Genomic DNA, 16,902 nt, shown 5'->3' with positions numbered 1-16,902 from the left:
AATAACCATCTATAAGAGCCTTTATGCCCATAACTTTGCCGCTACGGCGCCTTTGGACCCTGGATAAATTCGCCTACAGCCTGCGCGTTTTTATAGCGTTCAGCGGTGCGTTGCTATTTAGCGGCTTAATGGGCGATGTGGCGCTAGTCATTCCGCTTTTTCTGGGCATTATCGCCTGCGCGCTGTCTGAAACTGACGATAGTTGGCAAGGCCGTTTTCAAGCGCTGCTGGTAACGCTGGTGTGTTTTACCTCGGCGTCATTTATCGTGCAGTGGCTGTTTCCCTGGCCGTGGCTGTTTGTTGTGGGGCTAGGGCTTTCGACCTTTACCCTGATTATGCTCGGCGCTATCGGTCAACGGTATGCCACCATCGCTTCCGGCACGCTAATACTGTCGATCTACTCGATGATCAATATCGAGCAGCACGGCGGGGTCGATGAAGACGTGGCGGCACGCCAACTGCTGCTATTGGCGGGTGCGGTGTGGTACGGGTTAATTTCGGTGGTGTGGTGCGCGCTGTTCTCCCGCCAGCCGGTCAAGCAGAGCATGGCGCGGGTGTACAAAGCGCTGGGCGAGTTTCTGATACTCAAATCAGCGCTGTTTGAACCGGTACGCGGTGTGGATGTGGAAGCCCGCCGGGTGGCCCTGGCACGCCAGAACGGCAAAGTCGTCGATGCGCTCAACCAAGCTAAAGAGATGATTTTCAGACGCTTAGAGGGCCAGCGTGGCGACCAAAAACTCAACCGCTACCTGCGCATCTACTTTATCGCCCAGGATATTCACGAACGCGCCAGCTCCACCCACTACCCCTACAGCGCGCTCAGCAAAGCATTCTTCCACCACGATGTACTGTTTCGCTGTCAGCGGCTGCTGGATCAACAGGGGCGCTCATGCCGTCAGTTGGCCAAATCGCTGCTACTCAATAGGCCGTTCGACCACCAGCAGAGCGAAGAGGCGCTGGCCGATTTACACGCTTCCATTGAGAACTTACGCGACCGAGGTAAGCCCGAGTGGCGCCCGCTGCTCTATCCATTAAGTGCGCTAGCAGAGAATCTGGCCACCCTGGAAAATCAGCTCGCCAGTGCCCATAACCCTGGTGTCAGCGATGATCGTCGCGATAGCTCACTGTATGACCGCTCGCCCTCCAGCGTATTGGAAGCGTGGAAGCGGGTGCGCCTAAACTTTACTCTCGGCTCCCCCACTTTTCGCCATGCAGTGCGGCTCTCCATTGCCCTCACGACCGGCTATGGGCTGATGCAGTGGATCGACCCCGAACAGGGCTTTTGGATTCTGCTCACCACTCTGTTTGTCTGTCGGCCCAACTTTGCTACCACGCGACGATTTTTGTCACAGCGGATTATTGGCACGGTATTAGGCCTGGTGGTGGGCTGGGCGTCGATCAGCCTCTTTCCGCATCCGCTAGTGCAAAGCATAATCGCCGTGGCCGCCGGGGTTTCGTTTTTCGCCAACCGCGAAAAACACTACGTGATCGCCACGGCGTCCATCACCCTGCTGGTGCTGTGCAGCTTCAACCAAGTGGGCGACGGCTATAACCTAATCCTGCCGCGCCTACTCGATACCCTGCTGGGCTCGCTGATTGCGGGCTTGGCGGTGTTTTTTATCCTGCCCGACTGGCAGGGCCGGAGGCTTTACCGGGAGGCCGCCAACGCGCTAACCAATCACCGCCGCTATCTGGACGAGATCATCCACCAGTACGAGGAGGGCAAGCAAGATGACTTGGCCTATCGCCTAGCCCGGCGCAATGCCCACAACGCCGATGCAGCGCTCTCCACCCTGCTCACCAATATGCTCCATGAACCGGGGCACTACCGGAAATTGGACGCGGACAACGGCCTACGCTTTTTAGTACTCTCCAATACCCTGCTCAGCCACCTTTCAGCGCTAGGCGCCCACCGCCACCAGTTAGCAGACGATGAAGACGACGCCACACTGGTGCCGGTAGCAAAACGTATCGGTGAGCTGTTGGGTCAGATTGCGGAACGATTACACCAGCGCCAGCCGGTTGAGGCGCTAACGGATCAAGCCGCTGAACTGTTAGCCCAGTTAGAAGAGCAGAATGCGGTAGCAGCAGACAAACAAGCGGTCACCCTCTACCGACCTATCCAGAGCCAGCTACGTTTTATTACCGAGCAATTGGCCCCGCTGGGCGAAGCCGCTAATCGATTGGTGGGAAGCGGCAATGAAGATCACAGCCACCGCTAACGCCTAAACCTGCCCATAACGCCCTGCCGCTTCGCCCAGCCAACGACGCACCAACACAGCGGTGATGTCTGCGTTGCCCTGTAGCGTTTGAGCGAGCGCTGTGACTCGCTCTAACAAATCGGCATCGCGCTCCAAATCGGCGATTTTCATCTGTGCCAAGCCAGTTTGGCGAGTGCCGAGCACTTCGCCGGGGCCACGAATTTCCAGGTCTTTCTCGGCGATGCGGAAACCGTCAGTGGTTTCGCGCATCACCGCCAAGCGCTGGCGGGAGCTTTTCGACAGCGGCGGATGGTAGAGCAGTACGCAGAAGCTTTCCGTGCTGCCCCGTCCTACCCGGCCCCGTAGTTGGTGAAGCTGAGAAAGCCCCAGGCGTTCAGGGTTTTCGATAATCATCAGGCTGGCGTTGGGCACATCCACCCCCACTTCGATTACCGTCGTCGCTACCAGCAGGTCCAGCTCCCCCGCTTTAAAGGCGGTCATTACTTCGGCTTTCTCGCTCGACTTCATGCGCCCGTGCACCAACCCTACCGCCAATTCAGGAAGCGCTACGGTTAGCTCATCCCGGGTGACTTCGGCAGCCTGACACTGCAGCACTTCGGATTCGTCAATCAGCGTACAGACCCAATAGGCCTGACGGCCTTCGCTACAGGCCAGTCGAATACGCTCAACCACTTCAGGGCGACGCTCATCGGGCACCACCACGGTTTTCACCGGCGTACGGCCGGGAGGTAGCTCGTCGATCACCGAAACATCCAGATCTGCATAGGCACTCATGGCTAAGGTGCGGGGAATCGGTGTGGCGGTCATGATCAGCTGGTGTGGAGTAAGCCCGCCCGCTTCGCCTTTCTCGCGTAGCGCCAGGCGCTGATGCACGCCAAAGCGGTGCTGCTCATCAATAATCGCCAACCCCAGGCACTGGAAGTGCACGTCGTCCTGAAACAGCGCGTGGGTACCCACCACCATACGCGCGCGGCCATCGGCAATCGCCGCTTTGGCATCCAGCCGCGCTTTGCCTTTGAGCTTGCCCGCCAGCCACGCTACTTCGATGCCCAGCGGCTCAAACCAGGCTTTGAACGAGCGGTAGTGCTGCTCGGCGAGGATTTCAGTGGGCGCCATAATCGCCGCCTGACAATTGCCCGCCAAAGCGCTCAGCGCGGCCATGGCGGCGACCACGGTTTTACCCGATCCCACATCCCCCTGAATCAAGCGCAGCATCGGCGCGGGGCGGCTCAAGTCGTGGCCGATCTCTTCGAGTACCCGGCGTTGAGCACCGGTTAAGGCAAACGGCAATTGGGCCAGAAAGCGCGCCTGTAGGCTGCGCCCGGAGGGCAGCGAAGGAGCGCCATCCGCCTGTATGCGCAAGCGAACCTCGCGCAGGCTAAGCTGGTGAGCAAGCAGCTCTTCCAGCGCTAAACGCCGCGTGGCCGGGTGTTGGCCGCTGGTGAGTTGCTCGATGTTCACATCGGGCGGTGGCTGATGTAGCAGGTGCAGGCTGGCGTGCAAGCCCGGCAGCTGAAAGCGCTGAAGCAGCGTCTCGGGAATCACATCGGGCAACGCTTCGGGTGCGTTGTCGAGAAGCCCGAGCGCCTGTTGAGCCAGCGCGCGCAGCCGCGGTTGGTTCAAGCCTTCCGTGGTGGGGTAAATGGGTGTGAAATACTCATCGACCGGCGTTTCACTGCCACCACTGAGGCGGTATTCGGGGTGGTAGATCTCTAAACCGGTTGCCCCGGCTCGCGCTTCGCCGAAGGCGCGGACCGTCGCACCAGGGCGTAGCTGTTGCTGCTGGGCGGGCGAAAAGTGAAAAAAGCGCAGGCTCAGAATACCGCTGGCATCGCGCAGTCGTACCAACAGGCTGCGGCGACGACCTTTAACCACATCGCAGGCGGTCACTTCGCCTTCTATCACCGCCTCCTGCCCTGCCCGCAGCAGGCTAATCGGCGTCAGCCGCGTGCGATCCTGATAGCGCAAGGGCAGGTGAAACAGTAGGTCGCTAACGCGCTCAATCCCCAGCCGGCCAAGCTTTAGCGCCAGCGCTTCGCCTACGCCCTTCAGCGCGGTAATCGGCGCGGAAAGATCGCTCATGGGGCGCTTTTCACGGCTTGGGCAGGTTGACGGCAGTGGCTGATCGCCTGAATCAGCGCCTCGATGGCTTTGGGCCGGGGAAAGCTCGCCCGCCAGGCGATCGCCACGGTGCGCGAGGGCGCTGGGTCAACAAAGGGACGGCTCGCCAGCATGGCATTTTCATACTGGTCGGTGCCCAGCGCGGACTGCGGCAGCACGGTGATGCCCAATCGAGAGGCCACCATATGGCGAATGGTTTCCAGCGACCCGCCTTCGGCAATCAGCGTATTGTTGGGGCTGTTGAGCTTTTGGGTAATCGCCGGGCAGGCTTCCAGAATCTGGTCCCGGAAGCAGTGACCTTCGCCAAGCAGCAGCAGGCGCTCTTCGAGTAAGTCCTCTTTATTGATCGCTTCGCGCGACGCCCAAGGGTGATTGGCGGGCATCAGTACCTCAAAGTCTTCCTCATAGATGGCCTTTGTCACTACATCGGTTTCAGTAAACGGCAGCGCCACAATAATCACATCCAGCTCGCCACTTCTGAGCTTGGCGCGCAGCGTGCCGGTCATGCCTTCTTCAATATACAGCGGCATCTGCGGGGCCGCGTTGGCCAGCGCAGGGACCAGATGAGGAAACAGGTAGGGTCCGATCGTATAAATCGCGCCAATGCGCAGCGGGTTGGCCAACTGATCTTTGCCGCTACTGGCCAGCTCAAAAATCAGCGTACTCTGTTCCAGCACACGCTGCGCCTGAGCAACGATCTTTTCACCCAGCGGGGTCACTTGTACGGTGGACTTAGAGCGCTCAAACAGCGGCGTTTCAAGCTCCTCCTCCAGCTTTTTCACCGCCACGGAGAGTGTGGGCTGTGAAACGTGGCAGCGTTCTGCCGCGCGTCCAAAGTGGCGCTCCTGGGCGAGGGTTACGATGTAGCGAAGTTCTGTTAAAGTCATAGCGGTGCCAGTGGCATCCTCTCGTAGCAGCTTGTGACTAGGGTATGTACGAAAACAGTGTTTGTGCGAAAACAGCGTTGTACGAAAAACCTAGCATCATAGCAGTCAGCGGGATGGTAAAGGACAAGCAAGCTCTGCCGACGGTTTTCTCACCCGACAATGACACAGTTCAATGTCAACGTTGGTAAAGACTTTGCATCTAATAGGGAATATTAATCAAGAGGAGTGAGCACGGTGAAGCTAACCGTACTGATTATCGGCTGTGGCGATATTGGGATCAACCTTGGGCGCGAGTTGCTTGAGGAAGGGCACCAAGTGATTGGGATGCGGCGCAACGTCGAGGCCTTAAAAGGCACCGGTATTAAGCCGCTGAAGCTGGATTTAAACGACCTCGAAGACGCCGATGCCAAAAGCCTTCCCCACGCCGACTATGTGGTTTATACGGTCAGCGCTGACCGTTTCGAAGAGAGTGCCTATCAAACCGCCTACCCAGAAGGGTTAAAGCGCGTGTTGCGTGTGATGGAGCAGCACAAGACGCCGCCGCGCCGGGTGTTTTTCGTCTCTTCAACCAGCGTACATGGCCAGCAGGAAGGCGAAGTAGTCAATGAAGAGAGCCCCACTGACCCCAGCAGCTTCTCGGGCACACTGATGTGCGAAGCCGAGCAGGCGCTGATCAATCATCCGCTGCCCGGCACGGTCATTCGCTTCTCAGGCATTTACGGCCCAGGCCGCGACCGGCTAATTCATCAGGTCGCTGAAGGCCGCGTGGCGGCGATCACCCCGGTGATCTATTCCAATCGCATTCACCGCGACGACTGCACCGGTATTATCGCCCACCTGATTCGCTATCAGGAGAGCGGTGAAACGCTGGCTGATATCTATCTGGGCAGCGACTGCGAGCCGGTTACGATGCATAACGTGATGATGTGGCTGGCGACTCAGTTAAAAGTTGAAGCCAGCGAAACCATGCAGTCACCGTTACGCCGCCGGGCCAGCAAACGGTGCGATAACCAGCGCATTGTTAGCACTGGCTATCAGTTCCGCTTCCCCAGCTACCGCGAAGGTTATGCACAGGTGCTGAAAGAAGGCGGCTTTCTAGAGGTCAACAGCGTCTAACTCGATCCGGTTAATCGCCGATTACCATGACCGCTTCGGCTTCCACCTGGCTGCCTTTGGGCAGCGCTTTCACGCCGACGGCGGCGCGGGCGGGGAAAGGAGCGGAGAAAAACTCTTCCATGACTTGGTTAACAATCGCAAAGTTATCCAAGTCGACTAAATACAGATTCAGTTTAACGATATCGCTCAACGAGCCCGCCGCTTCTTCACACACCGCCTGCAGGTTGGTGAAGACCTGACGTGCCTGAGCTTCAAAATCCTCAGAGACAATCGTCATGGTGGTAGGGTCCAGCGGAATCTGGCCCGAGAGATATACCGTGTTCCCCGCTTTAATAGCCTGGGAGTAAGGGCCAATAGCAGCGGGGGCTTTGCTGGTGTTGATAACAGCCTTATTGCTCATGCGATGTCTCGCTCCTTCAGTGGGTAATAAGTAGTTCGAATTAGGCCCTACCGACTCAGCCAATAGTGAACACTACCGATATACCATCAGCATGCCGTTATAGACATATTAGTTGGCGAGTCGGGTAATTTTGCTAACGTTGGGTAGATTTCGGATGCGTTTAATAATGCTTGCCAGATGCACGCGTCCTTTTACCGACAGTGTCAAATTGACGGTGGAAAGCCTGGCATCACGCTCTTCAATGCCGATACGCTCGATATTGGCATCGGCATCGGTGACCAGTCCGGCCAGTTCTGCGACTAACCCGCGGCGGCTCTCAATTTCAATACGCAGTGCGACCGGGAAGTCCTCATCAATCGTATCCGACCATTCCAGCGCGAAGAGCTTATCGGGATCGTTTTTATCCGCAACGTTTTTACATTCGGCGCGGTGAACGACCAAGCCTTTGCCGGTAGAAAGGTGGCCCACCACTGGGTCGCCCGGGAGCGGGTGGCAGCAGCGCGCAAAGTTGGTCACCATGCCTTCACTACCGCTGATCACGACGGCTTTGCTGCCTTCAATACCCGCGGGATGCTCATAAGTATCATCACCGTGGGCGGTATCCACTAGGCGGCGTGCTACCACGTGAGTCATGCGATTGCCTAACCCCAACGATTCCAACAGAGACTCTTCAGAAGTGACGTCCAACTCTTTAAAGGCGCGTTTAATGGCGCTTTCATCCAGCTCTTCCAGGCTGGTATCGAACGGCGCCAGGGCTTTATTGAGCAAGCGCCGACCCAGCATAACGGCTTCGGTCTGCTGCTGGTATTTCAGCGCATGGCGAATCGCCGAGCGCGCCTTGGCGGTGGTCACAAAGTTAAGCCAGGCAAGATTCGGGCGCGCACCAGGGGCAGTGATAATTTCCAACGTCTGGCCGCTCTCTAAGCGCGTCGAGAGCGGTGCCAAATGGCGGTCAATCCGGCAAGCAATACAGTTATTACCGATATCCGTGTGTACGGTATAGGCGAAGTCAATCACGGTCGCGCCTTGTGGCAGCTCCATGATGTCGCCTTTGGGGGTAAACACGTAGATATCGTCGGGGAAAAGATCGTTTTTAACGTGTTCGATAAACTCAAGTGAGTCGCCTGCGTGGCGCTGCATTTCCAGCAGCCCCTTCACCCAGGCACGGGCGCGGGCATGGCTGCCTTCGGCAATCGGATGCGAGGTCTGACCCGCCTTGTAAAGCCAGTGAGCGGCGATGCCGTTATTGGCCATGGCTTCCATTTCACGGGTGCGTATCTGCACCTCAATGGGCATACCGCGGGAGCCAAACAGGGTGGTATGCAGGCTCTGGTAGCCGTTGGCCTTGGGAATCGCAATATAGTCTTTAAAGCGCCCCGGTACCGGCTTATAGAGGTTATGCACCACACCTAAAATTCGGTAACAGCTGGCCACATCTTCGGTAATGATGCGAAATCCAAACACATCCATAATTTCGGCGAAGGGCTTACGCTGGTCGCGCATCTTCTTGTAGATCGACAGTAGATGTTTTTGCCGCCCAATCACTGTGCCGTTCAGGCCATCTTCATCCAGGCTTTTTTGCAGCGAGGACTGGATTTCACGCATCGCGCTGCGCCGATGCCCGCGCGCTTTGGCCACCGCACGCTTGATGCGTTCGGCGCGCATCGGGTGAATCGCTTGAAAAGAGAGATCCTCAAGCTCAACACGAATAGTGTTGATGCCCAGCCGCCCGGCAATGCGGGCATAAATTTCCAGCGTTTCACGGGCAATGCGGCGCTTCTTATCCGGGCGTAGGGCGCCCAGGGTACGCATATTGTGCAGCCGGTCGGCCAGCTTCACGATGATGACGCGGATATCCCGCGACATCGCCAGCACCATCTTCTGGAAATTTTCCGCCTGGGCGACGGCTTTGTCTTCAAAGGTGATTTGGGTAAGTTTGGATACCCCATCGACCAGTTCTGCTACCGGTTTGCCAAACTGAGCCTCCAAGGCCTTTTTGGAAACGCCGGTATCTTCGATAACGTCATGCAGCATGGCGGCCATCAGGCTTTGATGATCCATGTGCATATTGGCAAGAATATTCGCTACCGCAAGCGGGTGGGTAACGTAAGGCTCGCCGGAACGCCGCCGCTGGCCATCGTGGGCCTGTTCAGCATAATAAAAGGCACGTTTGACCTGCTGGATTTCATCCGAGGGTAAATAGCCGCCGAGTCGATCGGCCAGGTCATCAATGGTGAACATCTACCGCGCCTCTATCGGTTCGTTGTAACGTTAGTCGTCGATATGAGTAGGCGCCATAGCTGGGCGCGGACGCACAGCCGCTTCAACGGGTTCGTCCAGTACTGTGTGATCAACCAGGCCTGCGGCAATTTCACGCAGCGCCATGACCGTGGGCTTGTCATTTTCCCATGGCAGCAGCGCATCGCGGGAGCCACGCGCCAGCTGGCGAGCGCGCTGGGTGGAAATCATCACCAGCTTGAAACGGTTTTCAACATTTTCAAGACAATCTTCAACGGTTACGCGAGCCATGGGAGCCTTCCTGTTATGACGGAACCGGGCCGACACCGTAGAGAACGGCGCCGACCCAGTGAAAAAATGGTGCGACCAAAAATAGTGCAACGCAATAGAAAGTAGTAGAACCTGTTAGATTACTCGACCGCAGGCGTCTGTGACAAGAGCGCAGCTAACAGTGGCGCATGGCGCTCACACATTACCGGACGGCTTAAACGTCGGCTGATGACTAATGATTGTAACTCTTGCAGCGCCGTCGTGAAGTCATCATTCACTACTAAGTAATCATATTCATGGTAATGGGACATTTCGCTTATTGCATCGCGCATACGCCGGGCAATCACGGCATGCTCATCGGTGCCGCGGCTAGCAAGGCGCCGCTCTAACTCTTCGCGTGAAGGGGGAAGTATAAAAATCGACACCGCATCAGGCATTTGCTCACGCACTTGCTGGGCGCCCTGCCAATCGATCTCCAGAATAACGTCCTGCCCAGCTGCCAGTAATACCTCGACCGCCTTCCGCGAAGTACCGTAGTAATTATCAAAGACGTTGGCATACTCAAAGAACTCGCCGCGCGCGATCATCGCTTCAAACTCGGCCACATTGGTGAAATGGTAATTCACGCCATCCACCTCACCCTCGCGCTTGGCACGCGTAGTGTGCGACACCGACACTTGAATCCCATCCAGGCTTTCGATTAGCTCACGCACCAAGCTAGTTTTGCCAGCACCCGACGGGGCAGAAACGATAAACAGCGTACCTTGGGACATGAAGTACTTTCCCTTCAGTTAGCGAAAATAAGCAGCGGAAAACGTAGTAAACGCTAGTAAAGTGACTGCAGCAGAGCAGCAAGGCTGCGCAGTATCGCACACCCATCGCTGCGACTGTAGCGTTGGTAGTGACATACAGGGAGGTAAGCATGCGCAGTACGTTATTTATTTTAGGCCTGATTGCGCTGGGCGTAGCCCTGCAAAAAGGCATTATTGAGATTCCCCGCCACTGGGCGCCTTGGGCACCGCTGCATATTGACGACCCCATTACGCCGGTCACTCAACTGAAGCTAAGCCGCTTGGCCGATGACCGTACCGGCTGTTTAGCGGCGCTGAAAACCGCTCCCGAGGGCGAGCTGCACTATACACCGCTGGCCGATTACACCCCCACGGCAAGCTGCCCGCTTTCCAACGTCGTGCGCATGCAGTCAAGCGATGTGACGTTTAATCGGAGCTTCGTGGCGTCCTGCCCGATGGCGCTGGCGTGGGTCATGTATGAACGCCACGCGTTACAGCCTGCCGCCGAGGAGATTATAGGCAGCCGGGTGAGCCAGGTTAACCATGTGGGAAGCTTTGCCTGCCGTAACGTTTACGGCCGCGAAACCGGCAGACGCAGCGAACACGCCACCGCCGAAGCGCTGGATGTAGTGGGATTTCAGTTTGACAACGGCCAGCGTATTACGCTGCTCAATGACTGGGATGATGAAGGCGAGGTAGGTGAGTTTTTACGCGCTGCGCGGGATGGCGCCTGCCATACCTTCGGTAATGTATTGGGGCCCGATTACAACGCCGCGCATGCGGATCACTTTCATATGGGCATGCGCGGATTTAGGCTGTGTCGCTAAGAGATCAACCATTACTTATTCGAGATTGATGTCATCTGCATCCGTGGCGGCACCGGTGGCAGCACCCACGCCACCGCCGATAACGGCGCCTTGAACGACGCTACCACCGGTGACGGCTGCGGCACCCGCGCCAATGGCAGCCCCGACACCCGCGCCGCTAGTAGCGCGCTCGCCAGTGGAGGTACCGCAGCCCGCCAAGCCAATGGTTAACGCCACCACCGCGCCGAGGGTCAATATACGTGTCGAATTCAATACCTGAACGTGCATGGTCATCTCCTTATGGGTTACTACCCTTACACAGTAGAGAGAATTCGATTTTTTAGCCATGTTAATTATCACTGTTCGATAACTAGGCAACTGATCAATAGCGATGCAGCGCTAGGCTCGCTGAGCCACGGCGCCGTAGGTGCGCTTTTCCAACCAGCGCCCAGCGGCAAAAATCACCAAGCCACAGAGCGCCAATCCCGCGCCGACCAAGCCCGTGCTCGACCAGCTAAAGCCAGCGCTGATCGCCAGGCCTGCAAGCCACGCCCCTAAGGCATTAGCACCGTTAAAGGCCGCATGGTTCAAGGAGGCCGCCATGGTTTGGGCATCCTCTGCCACATCCATTAAGCGGGTTTGTAGCGAAGGCGCCAGCGCCATGCTGGTACCCACCAGACCAACAAACAGTAGCCCCGTCCAAACGTTATTCGCCGCAAAGTAAAACAGCCCCTGGATCACGCCACACCAGAGCAGAATAGTCGGGATGGCACGCATCAGGTTTTTATCCGCCATGCGACCGCCGATTAAGTTGCCGGCAATGGAGCCCAGGCCAAAAATGACCAGCACCAACGGCCCCAGCGCTTCGCTCATCCCCGCCTGCTGGGTTAACGTCGGCATCACATAGCTAAAAATGGCGAACATGCCGCCGCAGCCGATGCAGGCAAGCGCCAGCGTCACCAACACCCGCTGTTTAAGCAGCGCAGACAGTTCACGCACCGGGCTGGCTAGGGTATCAACGGGCTGCACCGGCACATAAAGCCGAATCAACAGGGCGGTGAGCAGCGCAATGCCGCCGACACCCGCAAAGGCGATCTGCCAACCCAACAGGTTACCCGCCCAAGTACCCAGCGGCGCACCAATCAAAATCGCCACGGTTAAGCCCATCATTACCCGGGAAATCGCCCGTGCTCGTTGGTCTACTGGCACCGCTCCCGCGGCCACCAGCGCCGCGATGCCAAAATAGGCCCCATGCGGTAGGCCAGCCAGAAAACGCAGCCCCACGAATGACCAGAACCCTGGTGCCATGGCGCTGGCAATATTGCCCACCGCAAATACCAGCATCAGAATAATCAACAGTGGCCGCCTCGGCACCCGCGCGGCCAGCGCAGAAATCAGCGGCGCGCCGACCACCACGCCCAGCGCATAGCTGCTGATGGCATACCCCACTTGAGGCACGGTAACCTCTAAATCACCCGCTACGCGGTTCATCAACCCCATAATAACGAACTCGCTGGTGCCAATCCCAAAGCCACCTAGCGCCAACACAAATTCGGCCAAGCGCGGGTTGCGCGCCAGCCCTTGAGACGACGATGCTGTCGAGTCCTGCATGCTTATCTCCTTGGGATACCGCACAGTTGGTATCACGATGGCGCAAATGATCGCAGGATTAGACGAAAGTAGAAACATACTGCGTTCAAAAAGTTAGCGGGCGAAGAAGATAATCGAGTAGATAGCCGCCAAGGTTCCCCCTTCTACGCTCGCTTTGCTAGTGTGAAGCTTTTACTAGACGCGTGAGGCAATGATGACGCCCGACACCATTGAACAAGCCATGCAAGCGTTAGCTCAGGCCGACCCAGATATTGCCCGCGCCTACCCATTGGTCGGGCCTCCTGGCCCACGCCAGCGCGACCAAGGCTTTGCAACGTTTTTCAGTACTATCGTCAGCCAACAGCTATCCACTGAAGCAGCCCGCGCCATCATGGGACGTGTTAATACGCTGCTGCCCGAGCTGCACGCCAAGGCAGTAATGGACGTGGAGGGCCAAGCACTGCGCGATGCGGGGCTCTCCTGGCGTAAGATCGAGTATGCCAAGGGGCTGGCGGAAGCGGAGTTAGCAGGCACTTTTAGCGCCGACGGGTTAGCGCATCTAAGTGATGATGAAGCGATTGCTGCGATTACCGAGCTACGCGGCTTTGGCCGTTGGAGCGCGGAGATCTACCTAATGTTCTCGCTGAAACGCCCGGATATCTTCCCCGCTGATGATCTTGCTCTGAGAGTGGCATTAGGGCGCTTAAAAGGCATGGACGACAAACCCACGCCTAAACAGGCCCGCCAAATGGTGGAGCACTGGGCACCCTGGCGCAGCGTGGGTTCGCTGTTTTTGTGGCATTACTATCGCGGCGAGCCGTTGTAGTGAGTGGCTCACCTGATCCCTACCGTTATCTACAAGGAGTCACTAACAATGGCCAACCGAGCTCCAGCCTACCGCGCCAAACCAGGCTCGCCTCTATTCGTTGACCCGGCTTTTTACAACCGGATTGCCAAAGCAACCGATCAGCGGAGGCTGATAGAAACGCTAGAGGTGCCAATTCGCGACGCCCGCGCCTGGAAAGTACCCGCCGGTCACGTGATGCGCCTGTGTACGCGTCAAGGCCCTCAGGTGGGAGATTTCAATCTGTGGTCTTTGCACAACCCACGAGAACGCTTCTGGGCATCACGCACGCGCCAGCTTCAGCGCGCGCATGTCAGCGTTCACGACCGGCTATGGTCTTCACTGCCCTATCTTCGGCCAATGGCGACCATCACCGCCGATACCTTGGAGAACTACGGTGTCGACGAGGATGGCGGTCGTGTTCACGATTTATTAGGTACGCGCTGTGATCCCTATGTGAATCACTTGCTGACCGGTGAGGATTTCGACTTCCACTGTCACTCCAACTTAACCCGAGCCGTGGCGCCCTTCGGACTCACCGAATTTGATGTCCACGATGTGCTCAACGTCTTCCAATGCACCGGCCTTAATGAACAGGATCAGTACTTCATGAAGGCTTGCCCAGCAAAAGAAGGCGACTACCTGGAGCTATTTGCCGAGATTGACTTACTTTGTGCCCTCTCCTGCTGCCCAGGCGGCGATCTATCGGTTGATCTATGGGGCAGCGACGCCACCGATGACGACCTGTTGGCCACTTGCCACCCTATCGGCATCGAAATCTACGCGCTTGATGACGCACTGCTAGAGGGCTGGTCGCCGCCGACATCACCTAACTATCGCGGCAACCATGGCTTGCGCCCGCCCGAAGAGGATTGGAACGCCAAACGCAGTCGATGCTGCTGACGCTCATATCATGCGTCGAGCCCGCCAAATTTGCCGTTCTGATAGTCCTCGACCGCTTGGACAATCTCTTCGCGGGTAGTCATCACGAACGGGCCATGGGAGTAGACGGGCTCCTCGATCACCTCGCCGTGGCCAAACAGCAAGCGTGCGTCGCTGCTGGCTTCGATTTCGAGGCTGGTGCCATCGCGATCGACTTCAATTAAATGGTGGGCCTGAACTGGCTCACCGCCCACCTCAACCTCCCCATTCACCACGTAGAGAAACACCTGCCGCCCTAGCGCCACGGGCAACTGTTCCTGGCTACCGGCAGGCAACCGTAGCGTCGACATAAATACCCCCGTCAGCGAGTCGATAGGGCCAACGCTACCCTGCCACTCACCGGCGATCAGGTTCAGCTCACCGCCACCCGGCAGCGCAATAGCGGGGATTGATTCCTGCTGCAGCCCCACATAGCGCGGTTCACTCATTTTCAAGCGCGACGGCAGGTTAACCCATAGCTGCAGAATTTCCAGCGGGCCGCCCTCGCGCAGAAACTCCGGCGGTGAAATTTCCGCATGCACAATGCCGCTACCCGCGGTCATCCACTGCACGCCGCCCGCGTTGATTACGCTTTGATGCTTGGCGCTATCCGCGTGGGCCAGCGAGCCCTCTAAAATAAAAGTGACTGTTTCAAACCCGCGATGCGGGTGCGGGCCAAACGGCAGGCCACGGTTATTGGCCGGATAGGTCTGCAGGCCGTGATGGTTTAGAAAAAGAAACGGATCGAGCTGCTCAAGCTGCGGTCCCGGCAATGGCCGCCGGGTGACTAAATCACCGATATCATCGCGCTTGGCCGGGTGCTGGGCGATCACGCGGCGTGCTGTTTGGTTAGTATCTAATGGCATAGCTGACTCCTTATCAATACGCCCAGCGTAAAACCTCAACCAGCATATGAGGAGCGAATAATTTGCCCCGTTTCATTGAAGGAAATTGTTATGAGACGCCTCAGCGGTTTCCTCAAAACTCGGTCACCACCGTTACACCCGCCCCTTCGAACTTATCCATGTTCATCAGCGCATCAATGGACTGCTCAAGATTGATGCGTTTGCCGATAAGCTTTTCAGGCGCCAGCTTTCCTGACTCTATCATCGCCAGCATGGCGTCATAGCGATGCGCCTGCATGCCATGACTGCCCAGTATCTCAAGCTCATTGGCGATCACCTTGCTCATGGGAATGGCGGGCGTGCTGTTCTCGGCCAACATCAACCCGACCTGAACATGCTTGCCACGTTTACGTAGGTTACTGATGGAGTTAAAGCAGGTCGTTGGGTGGCCCAGCGCATCCAGCGATACATGAGCGCCTCCTCGGGTTATCTCCGCCACCGCTTCCACCACATTGGGCACCTTAGCGGCATTCACGGTGGCAGTAGCGCCCAATTGACGGGCCAGATTAAGCGCCTCTTCTGAAATATCGATAGCGACAACGTTGGCGCCAATCGCATTGGCAATCATCACAGCAGAAAGCCCAACACCGCCACAGCCGTGAACCGCCACCCACTGCCCTGCCGATGTTTTACCCTGATCAACCACTGCCCGAAATGAAGTGACAAAACGGCAGCCCAAGCTCGCCGCCGTCGCAAAATCCAGTGTTTCTGGCAGCGCGACCAAATTCACATCGGCGTAGTGAATACTCACGTACTCAGCAAAAGAGCCCCAGTGGGTAAAACCGGGCTGAAACTGGCTATCGCACACCTGATGGTTGCCGGAGTGGCACTCAGGGCAAGTGCCGCACCCACCCACAAATGGAACCGTGACGCGGTCGCCAATACGCCATTTTTTTACGTCTTTACCCACGACTTCGACCACGCCCGAAAGCTCATGTCCCGGGACATGGGGAAGCTGGATATCGGTATCATGCCCCACCCAGCCATGCCAGTCGCTTCGGCAAACCCCGTTTGCCATCACCTTCACAACGACCCCATGCGCCTCAGGCGTAGGGTCAGGTAATTGCTGGATGCGGGGAGGAGCGGAAAATTGCTCAAAAACAACGGCTTTCATAAAGGATTCCTAAACTATATCGCTTTTTACTTTATAAAGTCTTATGCGGATAAGAAGCAAATTATTGGCCACTAACGCTTAACCGCCCCACGATCTGCATCTCATCACCCGCTGGGCGCACCACAATCATTTCTCCCGGGCCCACACCGCTACCTACCAATGCCGTGATATTTACCTGGTGGGTGACTAGCAGCAAATTGCCCGGCCCCTGCCATGCGGTAATCTGCTCTTGGGCGGTTTGGGTGATTTGCGCTTGATCACCGCGCCCGCGAAAGAAGGAGTCTAACCAGGGTGTAGGCTCTACAGGCCCCACGGCCATTAACTCAGCGGTATCTAGCGCCCGGCACCAGCGCGATGAATACACTGCCGCAATGGGGATATCCCGCTCACGCAATGCACGGCCAGCGGCTTGCGCCTGAGAGCGGCCAGCCGCAGAAAGATTGCGCTGAGTCTCGCAGTGGCCACGTTCAAAGCCCGGCGGGTCGCCAATGCCTGGGGCTAGGGAGTGGCGCATTAGAATTACCAAGCTGCCTTCTTGCAGTGCTTGCCAGGTTGTTTCGTTAGCCTGGGTGCTGATGGGTAGGATGCTCAACACAGCGAGCAGTAGGGTTAAGGTGATGTGGCGTAGGGTGGGCATGAGGAGGCGTCCTTAAATCGGCAAAATTTGCTATCGTTAG

The 16,902-nt window shown here is 57.2% G+C and carries 16 protein-coding genes; 5 read left to right on the top strand and 11 right to left on the bottom strand.

Features of this window, described 5'->3' with window-relative positions; translation table 11 throughout:
* Positions 1–23: 23 nt before the first annotated feature.
* Positions 24–2,222 carry a YccS family putative transporter gene (gene yccS, locus KO116_RS00520; RefSeq protein ID WP_035556189.1) on the top strand — a complete coding sequence of 733 codons (2,199 nt, stop codon included), beginning with the start codon at positions 24–26 and terminating at the stop codon, positions 2,220–2,222.
* A gap of 3 nt (positions 2,223–2,225) precedes the next feature.
* Here the strand turns inward: yccS and recG are convergent, their stop codons facing one another.
* Together recG and KO116_RS00510 are read right to left on the bottom strand one after the other, a co-directional pair.
* Complete coding sequence (recG, locus tag KO116_RS00515) at positions 2,226–4,304, bottom strand: ATP-dependent DNA helicase RecG (RefSeq protein WP_035556191.1); 2,079 nt, start codon at positions 4,302–4,304, stop codon at positions 2,226–2,228.
* Positions 4,301–5,230 carry a hydrogen peroxide-inducible genes activator gene (locus KO116_RS00510; protein ID WP_035556193.1) on the bottom strand — a complete coding sequence of 310 codons (930 nt, stop codon included), beginning with the start codon at positions 5,228–5,230 and terminating at the stop codon, positions 4,301–4,303. Before KO116_RS00510 ends, recG begins: the two co-directional genes overlap by 4 nt.
* A gap of 234 nt (positions 5,231–5,464) precedes the next feature.
* On the opposite strand from KO116_RS00510, the gene KO116_RS00505 reads away from it, so the two are divergent.
* Positions 5,465–6,346, top strand: coding sequence for an SDR family oxidoreductase (locus KO116_RS00505; protein WP_035556195.1), 882 nt, complete (start codon positions 5,465–5,467; stop codon positions 6,344–6,346).
* Positions 6,347–6,356: 10 nt separating this feature from the next.
* On the opposite strand, the gene KO116_RS00500 is transcribed toward KO116_RS00505, so the two are convergent.
* The 4 genes from KO116_RS00500 to gmk form a co-directional block, all read right to left on the bottom strand.
* The gene (locus KO116_RS00500; RefSeq protein WP_035556197.1) at positions 6,357–6,746 is read right to left on the bottom strand and encodes a RidA family protein; all 390 of its coding nucleotides are present in this window, start codon (positions 6,744–6,746) and stop codon (positions 6,357–6,359) included.
* 108 nt (positions 6,747–6,854) lie between these two features.
* Positions 6,855–8,987, bottom strand: a complete 2,133-nt coding sequence (locus KO116_RS00495; protein WP_035556199.1) for a RelA/SpoT family protein — start codon at positions 8,985–8,987, stop codon at positions 6,855–6,857.
* 30 nt (positions 8,988–9,017) lie between these two features.
* Complete coding sequence (rpoZ, locus tag KO116_RS00490) at positions 9,018–9,275, bottom strand: DNA-directed RNA polymerase subunit omega (RefSeq protein ID WP_007112267.1); 258 nt, start codon at positions 9,273–9,275, stop codon at positions 9,018–9,020.
* A 119-nt stretch (positions 9,276–9,394) separates the two neighbouring features.
* Positions 9,395–10,027, bottom strand: a complete 633-nt coding sequence (gene gmk / locus KO116_RS00485; RefSeq protein WP_035556201.1) for a guanylate kinase — start codon at positions 10,025–10,027, stop codon at positions 9,395–9,397.
* Positions 10,028–10,176: 149 nt separating this feature from the next.
* On the opposite strand from gmk, the gene KO116_RS00480 reads away from it, so the two are divergent.
* Positions 10,177–10,872, top strand: a complete 696-nt coding sequence (locus KO116_RS00480) for an extensin-like domain-containing protein (protein WP_035556203.1) — start codon at positions 10,177–10,179, stop codon at positions 10,870–10,872.
* Positions 10,873–10,887: 15 nt separating this feature from the next.
* On the opposite strand, the gene KO116_RS00475 is transcribed toward KO116_RS00480, so the two are convergent.
* The gene (locus KO116_RS00475; RefSeq protein ID WP_035556206.1) at positions 10,888–11,139 is read right to left on the bottom strand and encodes a hypothetical protein; all 252 of its coding nucleotides are present in this window, start codon (positions 11,137–11,139) and stop codon (positions 10,888–10,890) included.
* 111 nt (positions 11,140–11,250) lie between these two features.
* Positions 11,251–12,462 (bottom strand): MFS transporter, encoded by a 1,212-nt coding sequence (locus tag KO116_RS00470; protein WP_035556208.1) that lies wholly within the window; start codon positions 12,460–12,462, stop codon positions 11,251–11,253.
* A 193-nt stretch (positions 12,463–12,655) separates the two neighbouring features.
* Between KO116_RS00470 and KO116_RS00465 the strand changes: the two genes are divergently transcribed.
* Both KO116_RS00465 and KO116_RS00460 read left to right on the top strand, forming a co-directional pair.
* Positions 12,656–13,267, top strand: a complete 612-nt coding sequence (locus KO116_RS00465; protein ID WP_035556210.1) for a DNA-3-methyladenine glycosylase family protein — start codon at positions 12,656–12,658, stop codon at positions 13,265–13,267.
* Between the two features lie 48 nt (positions 13,268–13,315).
* Entirely contained in the window at positions 13,316–14,188 is an 873-nt protein-coding gene (locus KO116_RS00460) for an urea carboxylase-associated family protein (protein ID WP_035556211.1), read from the top strand.
* A gap of 8 nt (positions 14,189–14,196) precedes the next feature.
* Here the strand turns inward: KO116_RS00460 and KO116_RS00455 are convergent, their stop codons facing one another.
* The 3 genes from KO116_RS00455 to KO116_RS00445 form a co-directional block, all read right to left on the bottom strand.
* Positions 14,197–15,072, bottom strand: a complete 876-nt coding sequence (locus KO116_RS00455; protein WP_035556213.1) for a pirin family protein — start codon at positions 15,070–15,072, stop codon at positions 14,197–14,199.
* A gap of 112 nt (positions 15,073–15,184) precedes the next feature.
* On the bottom strand, positions 15,185–16,225 hold the full coding sequence (locus KO116_RS00450) for a zinc-dependent alcohol dehydrogenase family protein (RefSeq protein WP_035556215.1): 1,041 nt from the start codon (positions 16,223–16,225) through the stop codon (positions 15,185–15,187).
* A gap of 61 nt (positions 16,226–16,286) precedes the next feature.
* Entirely contained in the window at positions 16,287–16,862 is a 576-nt protein-coding gene (locus KO116_RS00445; protein ID WP_035556218.1) for a histidine phosphatase family protein, read from the bottom strand.
* Positions 16,863–16,902: the final 40 nt, after the last annotated feature.

It is taken from the genome of Halomonas sp. KO116 (assembly GCF_000734975.2).
Classification (GTDB): Bacteria; Pseudomonadota; Gammaproteobacteria; order Pseudomonadales; family Halomonadaceae; genus Vreelandella; species Vreelandella glaciei.
The sequence above is the reverse complement of the archived record's forward strand: the minus strand, read 5'-3'. Positions and strand labels throughout refer to the sequence as shown.

What these genes read in the sequence shown, in the direction of transcription:
- yccS (WP_035556189.1), top strand. Translation starts at nt 24, where the DNA reads ATGCCCATAACTTTGCCGCTACGGCGCCTTTGGACCCTGGATAAATTC.
- recG (WP_035556191.1), bottom strand. Translation starts at nt 4,304, where the DNA reads ATGAGCGATCTTTCCGCGCCGATTACCGCGCTGAAGGGCGTAGGCGAA.
- KO116_RS00510 (WP_035556193.1), bottom strand. Translation starts at nt 5,230, where the DNA reads ATGACTTTAACAGAACTTCGCTACATCGTAACCCTCGCCCAGGAGCGC.
- KO116_RS00500 (WP_035556197.1), bottom strand. Translation starts at nt 6,746, where the DNA reads ATGAGCAATAAGGCTGTTATCAACACCAGCAAAGCCCCCGCTGCTATT.
- KO116_RS00495 (WP_035556199.1), bottom strand. Translation starts at nt 8,987, where the DNA reads ATGTTCACCATTGATGACCTGGCCGATCGACTCGGCGGCTATTTACCC.
- rpoZ (WP_007112267.1), bottom strand. Translation starts at nt 9,275, where the DNA reads ATGGCTCGCGTAACCGTTGAAGATTGTCTTGAAAATGTTGAAAACCGT.
- gmk (WP_035556201.1), bottom strand. Translation starts at nt 10,027, where the DNA reads ATGTCCCAAGGTACGCTGTTTATCGTTTCTGCCCCGTCGGGTGCTGGC.
- KO116_RS00480 (WP_035556203.1), top strand. Translation starts at nt 10,177, where the DNA reads ATGCGCAGTACGTTATTTATTTTAGGCCTGATTGCGCTGGGCGTAGCC.
- KO116_RS00475 (WP_035556206.1), bottom strand. Translation starts at nt 11,139, where the DNA reads ATGCACGTTCAGGTATTGAATTCGACACGTATATTGACCCTCGGCGCG.
- KO116_RS00470 (WP_035556208.1), bottom strand. Translation starts at nt 12,462, where the DNA reads ATGCAGGACTCGACAGCATCGTCGTCTCAAGGGCTGGCGCGCAACCCG.
- KO116_RS00465 (WP_035556210.1), top strand. Translation starts at nt 12,656, where the DNA reads ATGACGCCCGACACCATTGAACAAGCCATGCAAGCGTTAGCTCAGGCC.
- KO116_RS00460 (WP_035556211.1), top strand. Translation starts at nt 13,316, where the DNA reads ATGGCCAACCGAGCTCCAGCCTACCGCGCCAAACCAGGCTCGCCTCTA.
- KO116_RS00455 (WP_035556213.1), bottom strand. Translation starts at nt 15,072, where the DNA reads ATGCCATTAGATACTAACCAAACAGCACGCCGCGTGATCGCCCAGCAC.
- KO116_RS00450 (WP_035556215.1), bottom strand. Translation starts at nt 16,225, where the DNA reads ATGAAAGCCGTTGTTTTTGAGCAATTTTCCGCTCCTCCCCGCATCCAG.
- KO116_RS00445 (WP_035556218.1), bottom strand. Translation starts at nt 16,862, where the DNA reads ATGCCCACCCTACGCCACATCACCTTAACCCTACTGCTCGCTGTGTTG.